14 protein-coding genes are annotated in these 12,818 nt (G+C 65.3%); 4 read left to right on the plus strand and 10 right to left on the minus strand.

The features are described from left to right. The first annotated feature begins 95 nt into the window (after window positions 1–95). Genes BH95_RS05175 through BH95_RS05185 form a run of 3 tightly spaced genes read left to right on the plus strand, consistent with a single transcriptional unit; the run spans window position 96 to window position 2,053 of the window. Window positions 96–797 (plus strand): TVP38/TMEM64 family protein, encoded by a 702-nt coding sequence (locus BH95_RS05175; RefSeq protein WP_037181897.1) that lies wholly within the window; start codon window positions 96–98, stop codon window positions 795–797. 31 nt (window positions 798–828) lie between these two features. Then, window positions 829–1,446 carry a hypothetical protein gene (locus BH95_RS05180; RefSeq protein WP_037181309.1) on the plus strand — a complete coding sequence of 206 codons (618 nt, stop codon included), beginning with the start codon at window positions 829–831 and terminating at the stop codon, window positions 1,444–1,446. A 37-nt stretch (window positions 1,447–1,483) separates the two neighbouring features. Beyond that, window positions 1,484–2,053, plus strand: coding sequence for a hypothetical protein (locus BH95_RS05185; RefSeq protein ID WP_037181310.1), 570 nt, complete (start codon window positions 1,484–1,486; stop codon window positions 2,051–2,053). A 43-nt stretch (window positions 2,054–2,096) separates the two neighbouring features. Here the strand turns inward: BH95_RS05185 and BH95_RS05190 are convergent, their stop codons facing one another. The 3 genes from BH95_RS05190 to BH95_RS05200 form a co-directional block, all read right to left on the minus strand. Continuing rightward, window positions 2,097–3,302 (minus strand): SPFH domain-containing protein, encoded by a 1,206-nt coding sequence (locus BH95_RS05190; RefSeq protein ID WP_019666317.1) that lies wholly within the window; start codon window positions 3,300–3,302, stop codon window positions 2,097–2,099. A gap of 6 nt (window positions 3,303–3,308) precedes the next feature. Further along, on the minus strand, window positions 3,309–3,740 hold the full coding sequence (locus BH95_RS05195; protein WP_026347998.1) for an NfeD family protein: 432 nt from the start codon (window positions 3,738–3,740) through the stop codon (window positions 3,309–3,311). A gap of 174 nt (window positions 3,741–3,914) precedes the next feature. After that, on the minus strand, window positions 3,915–4,727 hold the full coding sequence (locus BH95_RS05200) for a DUF3097 domain-containing protein (RefSeq protein WP_019666319.1): 813 nt from the start codon (window positions 4,725–4,727) through the stop codon (window positions 3,915–3,917). 268 nt (window positions 4,728–4,995) lie between these two features. Here BH95_RS05200 and BH95_RS05205 point away from each other — a divergent pair, with 268 nt between their 5' ends. Beyond that, window positions 4,996–5,841 carry a hypothetical protein gene (locus tag BH95_RS05205; protein WP_196248732.1) on the plus strand — a complete coding sequence of 282 codons (846 nt, stop codon included), beginning with the start codon at window positions 4,996–4,998 and terminating at the stop codon, window positions 5,839–5,841. A 37-nt stretch (window positions 5,842–5,878) separates the two neighbouring features. Here the strand turns inward: BH95_RS05205 and BH95_RS05210 are convergent, their stop codons facing one another. The 7 genes from BH95_RS05210 to BH95_RS29415 all read right to left on the minus strand — a co-directional run. Continuing rightward, a complete protein-coding gene (locus tag BH95_RS05210; RefSeq protein ID WP_037181312.1) occupies window positions 5,879–6,961 on the minus strand; it encodes a ferrochelatase in 1,083 nt (360 codons plus the stop codon). 67 nt (window positions 6,962–7,028) lie between these two features. Further along, on the minus strand, window positions 7,029–7,853 hold the full coding sequence (gene inhA, locus BH95_RS05215; RefSeq protein WP_020110096.1) for an NADH-dependent enoyl-ACP reductase InhA: 825 nt from the start codon (window positions 7,851–7,853) through the stop codon (window positions 7,029–7,031). A gap of 45 nt (window positions 7,854–7,898) precedes the next feature. After that, on the minus strand, window positions 7,899–8,621 hold the full coding sequence (fabG1, locus tag BH95_RS05220) for a 3-oxoacyl-ACP reductase FabG1 (RefSeq protein WP_019666324.1): 723 nt from the start codon (window positions 8,619–8,621) through the stop codon (window positions 7,899–7,901). Window positions 8,622–8,705: 84 nt separating this feature from the next. After that, on the minus strand, window positions 8,706–9,698 hold the full coding sequence (locus tag BH95_RS05225; protein WP_019666325.1) for a VWA domain-containing protein: 993 nt from the start codon (window positions 9,696–9,698) through the stop codon (window positions 8,706–8,708). Continuing rightward, entirely contained in the window at window positions 9,695–10,684 is a 990-nt protein-coding gene (locus tag BH95_RS05230; protein ID WP_037181313.1) for a DUF58 domain-containing protein, read from the minus strand. Before BH95_RS05230 ends, BH95_RS05225 begins: the two co-directional genes overlap by 4 nt. Further along, window positions 10,681–12,033 carry an AAA family ATPase gene (locus BH95_RS05235; RefSeq protein WP_371828312.1) on the minus strand — a complete coding sequence of 451 codons (1,353 nt, stop codon included), beginning with the start codon at window positions 12,031–12,033 and terminating at the stop codon, window positions 10,681–10,683. Before BH95_RS05235 ends, BH95_RS05230 begins: the two co-directional genes overlap by 4 nt. A 211-nt stretch (window positions 12,034–12,244) precedes the next feature. Continuing rightward, window positions 12,245–12,818, minus strand: a 574-nt coding sequence (locus BH95_RS29415; RefSeq protein ID WP_244164835.1) for an NlpC/P60 family protein, incomplete at its 5' end; no start/stop codon positions are given.

Raw genomic sequence — 12,818 nt, forward strand, 5'->3', positions numbered from 1 at the left:
TTGTTGGAACACTATCGTGAGGATCACCTCATGTCTGCGTGGGCATCGGTTCGGCGAGCGTCGCGGCCGAGCGGGTGCCGGTACTGTCGGCGAATGTGAAGAGGCGCCTTCGAGACCCCCGGCTCATCGGCCTCGTTCTGCTTCTCCTGGTCCTCGCTCTCGCTGCAGCGTTCACGCCACATCCGTCCGTCGCTCAGATCCGCGAGTGGTCGCATTCGATCGGTCCCGCGTTCCCACTCGTGTTCTTCGCCGTACACGCGGTGGTCACGGTTGCACCGATTCCTCGTACCCTGTTCACCCTCGCCGCGGGCGTCCTGTTCGGGTCGCTGACCGGCATCGTCGTGACGGTCGGCGCGTCCACGGTCAGCGCGGTGATCGCCCTGCTCATGGTCCGGGCCGTAGGTCGGGAGTGGTTCGCAACCAGAATGACCCACCCGGCAGTCAAGGCCATCGACGACAGCCTGGCTCGCCGAGGCTGGCTCGCGGTGGGCTCGCTGCGGTTGATCGCGCCCGTTCCGTTCTCGGTGGTCAACTACTGCTGCGGGGTGTCGTCGATTCGCATCGCCCCGTTCGCGTTGGCCACTGCCGTCGGGGTCGTGCCCGGAACAGTGGGCATCGTGGTGCTGGGCGATGCGCTGGGCGGCAACGCCGATCCGGTGATGCTCGCGTTGTCGGCGTCGTGCATTGCACTGGGCGTGCTGGGCCTGATCGTGGACTGGCGCCTGACGACGCGCGGTCGAACCCGGGCACGTCAAGCCGTGGAACTTGATATTGAGGAGTCAAGTCAAAAACGTTGACTTGCATATTTCAAGGCATTAGCCTTGACGAATGTTCGTCATGACGATCGATCAGCGTGGAAGCCGACGCGAACGCGATCGCGTCGAAGACCTACTGGAGTCCATGCACGGCGTGCCGCTTCTCCGTCCGTTCGATCGAACGGCGGGCGACGAGGTTCAGGCCGTCGTGGAGAACTCGCCCACCGGAGCGCGCACCGTCGTCGACGTCGCATTACGCCTCGTCCGCGAGCACAACTGGAGTATCGGCATCGGAGTCGGCGCCGTCGAACTCCCGCTCCCCACCACCACCCGGGCCGGACGAGGACACGCGTTCGAAGCAGCCCGTGACGCCGTGACCCGAGCCAAGAACGCACCGGGTGGCGTCGCAGTCGCCAGCGCGCGCGACGATCTCGCCGCCGCCGCAGCGGACGCCGAGACAGCACTGATACTGGTCGCACTGCTCGTCACCGACCGAACCGAGCAAGGCCACGCCGCAGTGGACCTCATGACTGCCGGCCACACGCAGACCAGCGCCGCCGAGATACTCGGCATCAGCAAGCAAGCGATGTCGCAGAGATTGTCGGTGGCGAGGTGGAGTATCGAATCGGGCGGGCGAACATTGGCCGAACATCTACTGAGCGACCTGTCCGGTCACGAGGACCGACTGTGACGACTCGGCACGGCAGGCACAATCGAGGGGGAAACTGATGTCCGTTTCGGCACTGACGACCGTCATGACGCCGGTACTTCTGGTCGCCTCGGCCACGGCGTCGATCGCCCCGTCGACAGGCCGACTGCCCACCCGGCTGCCGACGTGGGTGCCTGCAGCCACGTCCGTGGGTCTGCTCGCGGTCGCTGCCGTCTGCGCGTCTCTGACCGACCCGGTGCACGGATTCATGTTGGCCACCACGTACGTGGTCACGGTCGCCGTAGCCGCCGTAGGCGGTTCCGGCATCGTTCCGGCGGTCTTCGCACTTGCCCGGCGGAACGGCACGCCCGGACCCGACGATTCGCCGGGACCACTGCACGGCGGACGCACCATCGGAATCCTCGAGCGCACGGCGGTCGCGGCATCCATCCTGTCCGGTTGGCCCGAGGGCATCGCGATCGTCCTGGCCGTCAAAGGGCTTGCCCGCTATCCGGAACTGCGTGCCAGCGAGCCGTCCGCCCAGTCGCCTGCCGCGACGTCGGCCTCCGAGCAGTTCATCATCGGCACCTTCGCGAGCGTCATGTGGGCCGTCGCCGTCTGCGGAGTCGGCCTCGCCCTGACCACCTGACCGTCCGACCGGCATCGCGAACTGCGACGACCCGCCTCGCTTCTTACCGCTCCGGTTCAGCCTGAGGCGCAGTCCACTGCTGATGCGCCGGCCCCGCCGACAGCTCGCCTACGTCGAGCCCTTTCGTCAGACTGGGGTCGGGAGCAAGGGAGGTGTCGACGGGCGTGCGCGCGACGGCTTCCGCAGCCGCCACGGCTTCCGCGACAGCTGGATCGCTCTTCGTCTCGAACCAATCCGCAACTTCTTCCGAGTCGTCCTCGGGTTTGGTGTCCGCACCCGAGGTGTCACTCGGCTGGAACCTGAACACACCATCTTCCCCTGGCGCGCCGAGAGTCTTGGCGAATCCCTTCAACGCATCCCCGAAGTCGCTGGGGATCATCCAGACCTTGTTGGCGTCACCCTGCGCCATCTGGGGCAACGTCTGCATGTACTGGTACGCAAGGAGCTCGGGCGTCGGCTTGCCTGCCTTGATGGCCGCGAACACTTTCTCGATCGCTTTGGCCTGACCCTGCGCCTGAAGGTACTTCGCAGCCCGATCGCCCTGGGCCCGAAGGATTCTGGACTGACGCTCACCCTCGGCCGTGAGAATCGACGCCTGCTTGGCGCCTTCCGCTGCGAGGATCCGACTCTGCTTGTCACCCTCGGCCGTCTTGATCGCGGACTCGCGGTGTCCCTCCGCCGTCAGAATCGTCGCTCGCTTCTCACGGTCGGCCTTCATCTGCTTCTCCATCGACTCCTGGATCGACGGCGGCGGATCGATGCTCTTCAGTTCCACACGTGCCACGCGCAGGCCCCATCGCCCGGTCGCCTCGTCGAGAACCCCCCGCAGCTGGCCGTTGATGGAGTCGCGAGACGTGAGCGTCTCCTCCAAGGTCATGCCACCGACGACGTTGCGCAGCGTGGTCGTCGTCAACTGCTCCACGCCCACGATGTAGTTGTTGATCTCGTAGACGGCGGCCTGAGGATTGGTGACCTGGAAGTACACGACCGTGTCGATCGACACCGTCAAGTTGTCCTTCGTGATTACCGGCTGCGGCGGGAAGGACACAACCCGTTCTCGCAGATCGACTTTCGCGCGAACCCGATCGACGAACGGAACGAGGAACGTCAACTGCCCCGACACCGTCTTCGAATACCTACCGAGCCGTTCGATCACCGCGGCCTCGGCCTGCGGCACCAGCGCAACCGATTTGGCCACCAGAACGACGACAAGAAGGACGATCACGCCCAGAACGATGAGTGCTGTCATGGTCGACTACGGTCCTCTCCACACGAGCGCAGTTGCGCCGTCTATTTCCATCACGGTCACTGTGGTCCCCGGCGCATACACCTCGGTGGAATCGAGAGGACGCGCCGTCCACACCTCTCCGCCGATCTTCACCTGACCTTCGGTGGCCGACACCTGTTCGAGAACCAGCGCGCTCTTGCCCGACAACGCCTCGATTCCGGTCGGCAGGACAGGCGGTTTCGCGAACTTGCGCAGCAGAATCGGACGCACCCCGAGAACGAGGGCCAACGACACGACGGCGAACACCACGGCATCGACCCACACCGGAAAATCCGTGACAGACGACACTCCGGCCGTTGCCAGGGCCCCTCCGGCGATCATCAGCAGGAAGAAATCACCCGTCAATGCCTCGGCTGCCGCAAGGAGCACGCCCGCGATGAGCCAGATAATCGCTGCCACACCCCCAGTGAACCACAAATCGGACATCTGCCGGTGAGACCGAGACGACAACTCACCGCGGTAACCGGAGTCCGGGTTACCGGTGTTCGATTTCCGAGACTCGGTGACCGGGGTTCGGTTACCGGGGTTCGGTTACCGGGGTTCGGTTACCGGGGTTCGGTTACTGGGGTTCGGTTACTGGGGTTCGGTGACGAAATCGACGAGCTGCTCGACCGCGCCGATCAACGGCGCCTCGAGATCCCGGAAACTGGACACCGATTCGTACACACGTCGCCAACCGTCGCGCGGAGATCCCCACCCCAGCTCCCGGCAGATACCGGTCTTCCAATCCTCGCCTCGCGGAATCCGCGGCCACGCAGCAATACCGACTGCCTTCGGGCGCACCGCTTCCCACACGTCGATGTACGGATGGCCCGTCACGAGCACATGCGGCCCCAACGAGGTGGTCAGCTTCGACTCCTTGGAACCCGTCACGAGATGGTCGACGAGCACACCGACACGGCGCCCAGGCCCTGGCCCGAACTCCGCGAGACGCTCACCGAGGTTGTCGAGCCCCTCGAGGTGCTCGACCACAACACCTTCGACGCGCAGATCGTGACCCCACACCCGCTCGACCAGAGCGGCATCGTGGACACCCTCGACCCAGATCCGGCTCGCACGGGCCGTACGAGCACGCAGCCCCTCGACACGGGTGGAACCCGACGCCGAACGAGACGGGCCCGCCTTCGGAGCCGCGGCGGCGCGTACCAACGTCACCCGCTTGCCGTCGATCAGAAACGCAGCCTCCCGCAACGCGAACAGACGTGTCGTTCGCGCAGCGTCCTCCAAACGCACGAAATCACCGTCGTACGTTCGCTCGAACCCCACGACGGCACCGCAGTACCCGGTCGCCGCGTCCTCGACCACGAGCCCACGCTCGGCCGGAACCTGCGGCGCAGGCACCTTCCGCATCCGACTGTGCCCCGCAAGAATGTCCGACCCGTACATATCCGCCACGGCCGAACACGCTAGCCCAACCCACATCACTCGAGCCGCACGCCACGCCGTTCGAAAGCCCTCACCTACGGGTCATTTTCTGCAGGCTCCACTCCCGGCTCCTCCCTGGTCATTTCTGCAGGCTCCACTCCCGGCTCCTCCCTGGTCATTTCTGCAGGCTCCACTCCCGCCTCCTCCCTGGTCATTTCTGCAGGCTCCACTCCCGCCTCCTCCCCTGGTCATTTCTGCAGGCTCCACTCCCGGCCTAAACTGGTTAGCCGTGAGTTCTCCCAGTGCAAGCCTCGCCGTATGGGCGAGTTCGTGGTTGGCCGGCGTGAGCGCACCGGACGACGTGATCGACGCCATGGCCGAATGGGCGCCGATGCATCTGGTCGTGGCTGCGGACGAGGCAACCGCGGCCTCCACGTCGCTGGCGTGGCCGAGCCCGCGTGCCGACGGCATCGCGGCGTTGCTGACGCTCGTGCGCGCGACGTCGGGCCGCACGCCGGGCGCAGCCGGGGCCGGACAGCCCGGGAACCCAGGAATCGAACTGCTTCTCCCCTCGCCTGGATCGGCGCAGAATCTCACACCCGGTACCGCATTCTCCCGTGCGGCTCTGGTCACCGGTCAGGCTGTTCTCGTCGGCTCTCCCGGAGCCGACGGAATCGGCCTGGTACCTGCGGTCGAGGGACCGGACGTGATGCGCTGGACGGTGCACACCGTCCGGATTCCCGATCACTTCGTACGCGACTTCTCGCTGGGCGAAGCTGAATACGCGATGCGCGACGCCGTGCGCGACGCAGCCGAGGCTCTCGGAACGATGTCGGCACTGCCGACTCGCACTCCGAACGGTGACCCACGTACCCGGATTGCCGCCGAATTGGAATCGCTTGCACGCCATCGCTACCCGATCGACACTCCTGAACGAGTGCTTCGTGTTCTGGAATCGGCCGACCGAGTGTCCGCGATACTGTCCGTCGCTCAGCACGATTCACCCACCGAGGCACCGACCGCTGCCGCAGAGGCTGCACGGGAGAACCTGATACGGCCGCTGTGGTCGGCAGTGCGGGCTGCGCGACTCAGCGCTGTGGCGCGCAGCATCGAGGAAGGAGCGCCGCGGGCCTGAACGGAGCGGAGTCGGGGCCGCCTGAACAAACGTTATGTCAGCGAGGTGCGCCGACCGGACGACGTGCGGGTTGCTCGCAGCAGTTGAGCGCGCATCGATCACCGTTCGCCGTCGAGCCGTAACGGGGGACGCTACCGATCCCACGGGGAGAGGTATCGCCGACGTACTCCCCCACCAACTCGACGACCATCTTCGCGAACCGCGGATCCGTGCCCGGCGTGGCCACGCGCGCGAAAGCCATCGACAGTTCGGCTGCCTTGTCGCGTGCCTCGGTGTCGAGATCCCACACCACCTCGAGGTGATCGGACACGAAGCCGACCGGGCACACGAGAACCGCGTCGACGCCCTTGTCGGACAGAGTCTGGAGATGGTCGCAGATGTCCGGCTCGAGCCACGGGACCTGAGGTGGTCCGGACCGCGACTGCCACACCAGGTCGTAGTCCTGGAAACCTGCTCGTTCGGCGGCCAGTCGGGAGGCGTCGGCGACTTGCCTGCTGTACAGGTGCCCGCCGTCCTCGGGCGGCCCCGCGTTCGCGTCGGCGGCGCTGGGAATGGAATGTGCGGTGAACACGAGTCTCGCGCCTGCACGTTTGTCGGCCGGCAACTGTTCCAGCGCGACGGTGATCGCGTCGGCGAAGGAGTCGATCATCAGAGGATGATCGTAGAACTGCCGGATCTTGACCAACTCGGGTGCGCTGTCCCCTACCGACCGACGCGCACGCGCGATGTCCTCGTGGTACTGCCTGCACCCGGAATATCCGCCCCATGCGGACGTCGGAAACACCAGCGCGCGGCGGACCCCGTCCGCGGTCATCCGGCCGACCGTGTCCTCGACCATCGGATGCCAGTTCCGGTTGCCGAAATACACCGGTAGGGGGATAGAGGCCGATGCCAATTCGGATTCGACCGCCGCGATGATGTCGCGGTTGAGTGAATTGATGGGAGAGACCCCACCGAAATGCATGTAGTGCTCGACCACCGCGTCGAGGCGCTCGGTTGGTACCCCGCGTCCACGGGTGACGTTCTCGAGGAACGGCCGGACATGTGACGGGTCCTCTGGGCCACCGAAGGACAGGAACAGCAGCGCGTCGAAACCATCGACACCACGAGAGTCGGTCATCGGTCCATTGTGCGCCCGGGGAGGATGTGACCGAACACGCCCCTCCCCGGGCGTACGAACAGAAAAATCAGACGTTGTCCGGCAGGTACGTGTTGTGGCTCGCGCCACCGTCCACGTAGATGATCGAGCCGGTGGTGCCCGGCAGCCAATCGGACAGAAGCGCAACGATCGACTTGGCAACTGCCGTCGGGTCGTCGTAGTTCCAGCCGATGGGCGATGCACCGTCCCAGTACTCGTTGAGCTGCTGCATCTTCGCGGCGTCACCCGTAGCCGTTCCGGCGATGGCCTTGGCGGCCAAAGTCCGGATAGGGCCTGCGGCAACGAGGTTGGAGCGAACACGCTTGGCCTGACCGACCTCGCGAGCGACGTACCGGTTGACCGACTCGAGCGCGGCCTTGGCCACGCCCATCCAGTTGTAGTACGGCATGGCGGTGCGCGGATCGAAGTCCATTCCGACGATCGATCCTCCCTCGTTCATGACGGGGAGCACAGCGCGGGCCAGCGAGGCGTAACTCCATGCGGAGATCTCGAACGCACGCGAGGCGTCGGGGCCCGGCCCGTCCAGGAACGGCTTGGCGTCCGGTCCCATCAGAGTGCGCGGCGCGAAAGCGATGGAGTGCAGTACGCCGTCGACACCCTCGGGTGCGAGTTCACGAACGCGGTCGGCCAGAGCGGCCAGGTGCTCCTCGTTGGTTGCGTCGAGTTCGATCGCCGGGGGCACCGGCTGCGGGAGCCGCTGCGCGATGCGGTCGATCAAGCGGAGCCTGTCGAATCCGGTGATGATGACCTTCGCGCCCTGGTTCTGCGCCATCGCGGCAGCGTGGAACGCGATCGAGGCATCGGTGATGATGCCGGTCACGAGAATTGTCTTGCCTTCGAGCAGTCCGCCCATGTGTATTCCTTACAGATCGAATCGAAAAAGAGAAAACGAAGAAAATCAGTGACCCATGCCCATGCCACCGTCGACCGGGATGACCGCACCCGACACGTACGCGGAGTCGGGGCCGGCCAGGAAGCTCACGACGGCCGCCACATCCTCCGGCTGACCGAGTCGCTGCAGCGGAATGAACTCCTTCGCCTTGCTGCGAAGGTCGTCGGGAAGCTCGGCCGTCATGTCCGTTTCGATGAAACCGGGCGAGACGACGTTGGCGGTGATGGACCGCGACCCGAGTTCACGCGTGATGGACCGCGCCATACCGATGACGCCCGCCTTGGACGCGGCGTAGTTGATCTGGCCGGGTCCACCACCCAGTGCGACGACGGAACTGAGGAACACCATTCGGCCCCACCGGGCGCGCAACATTGCGCGGTTGGCACGCTTGGCAACGCGGAATGCACCGGTGAGGTTGGCGTCGAGAACTCTCTCGAACTGCTCCTCCGTCATGCGCATCAACAGTGTGTCGTCGGTGATCCCTGCGTTGGCCACCAGTACCTCGACGGGCCCTTGCTTCTCCTCGACCTCTTTGAACGCAGCGTCGACGGATGCAGAATCGGTGACATCGCACACGACGCCGAGCAGACCTTCCGGCGCGCCCGAGCCGCGGTGCGTGACGGCGACCTTGTGGCCGTCCGCGGCGAGCCGCTGAGCGATGGCAAGGCCGATGCCTCTGTTACCTCCGGTGACAAGTACGGAACGAGCGATGAAGTCGGGTGTGGACATGCCTGCAACCTATCTGTTCGTGCTGGAATGACAAAGCAGTGTTACTCATGAGTAATAACAGTGAATAGGTACGAATTCGGTAAATCAGGGCAAACGCTGTCGAAGTACCAAAGCCGTACCGAGCCCCGCCGCTGTGAACAGGACGCCGAGAATCAGCCACGGTCTACTCGCGTCGCCCCGAGTCATCTCGAAGCCGATCTGCTCTTCGAGAGTGTCGTAGACGGCCCGTAGTTCCTCCAAAGACGAGGCCGTGAAGAAACTGCCGCCGGACAGAGTGGCGATTTCCTTGAGCGACGGGTCGTCGACCGGCACCGGCACTCTCTCCGAACCCGATTCGCTCTCGATGTCGACGGTCCCGTAACTCGTTCCGAACGAGATGGTCGATATCGGTACGTCCTTCTCGGCAGCAGCACGCGCCGCGGTGTAACCGCCTCTCGGATCGTCCGGGTTTTCCGGCACCGTCTGCTTGCCGTCCGACAGAAGCACGATGCGGGCAGGTGGGGCAGCGTCCCCGCCGCCGAGTACCGCGCCCAGAGTGTCGATCGATTGCAGCGATGTGAAGATCGCTTCGCCGGTGGCCGTGCGCTCGCTGAGCTGAAGTTTGTCGATCGCCGCTTTGGTCGCTTCGCGATTCGCGGTGGGCGACACCAGAACCGAAGCAGTGCCGGCGAACGCCACCAATCCCAGATTGATGCCTGGAGTCAAACCGTCGGCGAACGATTTACCGGCTTCCTGCGCTGCCGCCAGACGTGACGGTTCGACGTCGGTCGCTTCCATGGACAGCGACACGTCGATCACGAGCATGACGGTTGCGCGATTGCGCGGAACCCGTTGATCCGACGTCGGGCCGGCCAGCGCGACGGTGAGCAGAAGCAGGCCCACCAGCACCAGAGCCGTCGGAACGTGCCGCCAGTATCCGGGCCGGTTCGGCGCTACCTTCTCGAGCAACTCCATGTTGGAGAAAAGCAGCGTGTTCTTCTGACGGCGACGCTGCACGACGACGTATCCGGCGACGAGAGCGCCGACGACCAACAGAAACAGCAGCCACCACGGAGAGGTGAAGTCGGACAGGCTCACCGGCGACCCGCCCGTGCAGTGTTGGCGGCACTTGCCCCGAGCGTGTGCCTTCGCGAGGACACGAAGCGAACCACGTCGGCGATCCAGTCACCGTCGGTCCGCAATGTCAGGCGGGGCGCCCCACAACGGCGCAACACGCGTTCGACGTCGCTCCGGTGCGCTGCCGCGGCCTCCGCGAAATCCGCCCGCAATCGCGGGGTGGTGCTGAACTCTCGGGTGCGCCCTGATTCGGGGTCGTGCAGCACCACATCTCCTATGTCGGGAAGTTCGAGGTCGCGCGGATCGAGTACTTCGACGGCGAGGACATCGTGCCGCGCCGCGATGGCTCGCAGCGACCGTTCCCAGTCGATCGGCCCGAGGAAATCGCTGATGATCACCGCCATTCCGCGCCTGCGCTGCGGCCGCCGGAGCGACTCGATCGCGCCCACCAGATCGCCTCGGACACCGTCCGCTGCACTGGGAGTGGTCGCGATCGTCCGTAGCATCGACTGTGCGTGAATCTGCCCACCGCGCGCGGGAATTCGCGTCAGTGTGGAGCCGGTGGCAACGACCGCGCCGATCCGGTTACCGCCTCCCCCGGTCAGATGTGTGATCGCAGCGGCGGCAGCAACGGCGAGGTCGCGCTTCTCGCATCCGGTGGTTCCGAAATCGAGGCTTGCCGACAGGTCGACAACCATCCACGTTTCCAGCTCCCGGTCCGCCACCGACTGGCGTACGTGCGGATGCGTCGTGCGTGCCGTCACCGACCAGTCCATCTGACGGACGTCGTCGCCCGGCTGATACTCGCGAGCATCCCCAGGCTCGGACCCGGGACCGGGGATCAACCCGAGGTGATCACCGTGCAGCACACCGTCGAGCCGACGCCGAACCGTCAGTTCGAGCGTCCGGAGCGCCGCGGCGAGCGACGGGTCCCGCAGCTCCCCGCTGCGGAAGGACGGAGGGCGAGCCTCGTGCCGCCGTACCGCACCTTCGGCCGGTCCACTCACTGCTTCTGGTTACCCGCGGTCGACTCGTTGCCGACCGGCTGTTGCCCCTGCTGGCCCTGATGCACCTGCTGACCCTGGGGTGCACCGTTACCTGGTCCTGGTCCCTGCCCGCCCGGCGCCGTGAACTGACCTGCGGGCGGATGCGGTTGCTGCTGAGGCGGCTGGTGCGCCTGCGCGAACGACGGCTGCTGCGCGAACGGTGGCTGCTGAGAGTTGGGGCTGTGCTGCGGGTTCGGAACCGGCGGCGGTGTCGGCTGCGGCCCTCCTCCGACGGCTTGCGGCGCGACCTGCGGAAGCCCGACGGTCTGCAGGACGCGAGTGATGACGTCCTCCGGCGTGACCTCGTCGGCGAGAGCGTCGTAGGACAGGACGAGCCGGTGCCGGAGCACGTCGGGAATGACCTCGAGGACATCCTGCGGAACGACGTAGTCACGTCCGCGGAGCAGTGCAAGTGCACGAGACGCCGAGATGATGCCGAGCGTCGCACGAGGGGATGCACCGTAAGCGATCCAACTGGCGACGTCGTCGAGACCGAGCTGCTCCGGTGTTCGAGTTGCCGCGATGACTCGGACGACGTAATCGACGAGAGCGTGATGCACGAAGACGTTGCTCGCGACTTTCTGCAAGCGGACGAGCTCAGCCGGGTCGAGTATCTGCTTCGGCGTGGGGACCGCGGTTCCCATCCGGTAGACGATCTCCCGCTCCTCCTCGACCGACGGGTAATCCACCACGATCTTGAACAGGAATCGGTCCCGCTGGGCTTCCGGAAGCGGGTACACGCCTTCGTTCTCGATCGGGTTCTGTGTGGCCATCACCAAGAACGGATCAGGCATCGGGAACGTCTTGCCGCCGATGGAGACGTGCCGTTCGGCCATCACCTCGAGAAGCGCGGACTGGACCTTGGCCGGGGCACGGTTGATCTCGTCCGCCAGTACGAAATTGGCGACGACAGGGCCCAGTTCGGTGTCGAACTCTTCGCGTCCCTGTCGGTAGATGCGGGTACCGATCAAGTCCGTCGGCACCAGGTCCGGGGTGAACTGCACACGAGAGAACGAACCGCCGACCACCTTGGCGAACGTCTCCACGGCGAGCGTCTTGGCCACTCCGGGAACGCCCTCGAGCAGAACGTGTCCGCGGGCGAGCAACCCGACGAGAATACGCTCGACAAGCCGATCCTGGCCGACGATGACGCGCTTGACCTCGTACACGGCCTTTTCGAGAATGCGTACGTCCTGCTGCAGATCGTTCACGGCATCCACCGAAGCGTTCCGGTCCGTGGTCCTCGGCTCCGGACCTTGCGAAGCACTTACGTTCGACACTCCCCCGTTCGATCCGTCGCCCTTCGACAGGTCGGCCTTCGATGCGTCACCGTTCGACACGCCGTCACGTGATGCCACCAACAATCCACCGCTTCCACTCGACATTTCGCGGGCACGTTCCTCCATGTCCGCCACCAACTATTGCAGGTGACGACGGAATGCGCCGACGGTCCCGCCCCAGGCTACCGGCGCGCACGGGCGAGCCTATCGGTACTGCGGTCAGGAGACCATGCACACCGATTCAGGAGACCATGCGCACTGCGTACGGGGTCATACCGTCGTACCGGACCGGCGAGACCTTCACGACGCTGCCGGACTGAGGGGCCTCGAGCATCTTTCCGTCACCGAGATACAGCGCGACGTGCTGGCTCGCGTTCGGACCGTAGAACAGCATGTCTCCGCGCTTCATGTCCGAGGACGGAACCTGTTTGCCCGCGGTGTACTGGTAACCGGTGTAGTGCGGGAGTGAGATCCCCAGACCGGCGAACGCGTAGATCATCAAGCCGGAGCAGTCGAAGCCGACCTTGTTGTAGTCGCCGTAACTGTCGGCGACACCTCCGTCACGGATTCCCTTGGTCGGCCCGTTCTCGTCTCCGCCGCCCCACGAGTAGGGCACACCCAACTGCGACATTCCGCGGTCGATGACCAGTTCCACTGCGGCACTGCCGGTCAGAGATGGATTGCTCTGCCCACCGCTACGCGGCTTCTTCGGTGTCGTGGACGTGGACGGCGATGGGCTGGAGTCCGAATCGTCGATGTCGGTGTGCGAGCGTTGGCCGGCGGCTGCAGCCGCCGCCGCTGCCGCAGCCGCCTGG

The sequence above is a fragment of the Rhodococcoides fascians A44A genome (assembly GCF_000760735.1).
Classification (GTDB): domain Bacteria; phylum Actinomycetota; class Actinomycetes; order Mycobacteriales; family Mycobacteriaceae; genus Rhodococcoides; species Rhodococcoides fascians_E.

Coding starts and splice junctions, on each gene's coding strand:
- BH95_RS05180 (WP_037181309.1), top strand. CDS start 829: ATGTTCGTCATGACGATCGATCAGCGTGGAAGCCGACGCGAACGCGAT.
- BH95_RS05185 (WP_037181310.1), top strand. CDS start 1,484: ATGTCCGTTTCGGCACTGACGACCGTCATGACGCCGGTACTTCTGGTC.
- BH95_RS05190 (WP_019666317.1), bottom strand. CDS start 3,302: ATGACAGCACTCATCGTTCTGGGCGTGATCGTCCTTCTTGTCGTCGTT.
- BH95_RS05200 (WP_019666319.1), bottom strand. CDS start 4,727: ATGTACGGGTCGGACATTCTTGCGGGGCACAGTCGGATGCGGAAGGTG.
- BH95_RS05210 (WP_037181312.1), bottom strand. CDS start 6,961: ATGACCGACTCTCGTGGTGTCGATGGTTTCGACGCGCTGCTGTTCCTG.
- inhA (WP_020110096.1), bottom strand. CDS start 7,853: ATGGGCGGACTGCTCGAAGGCAAGACAATTCTCGTGACCGGCATCATC.
- fabG1 (WP_019666324.1), bottom strand. CDS start 8,621: ATGTCCACACCCGACTTCATCGCTCGTTCCGTACTTGTCACCGGAGGT.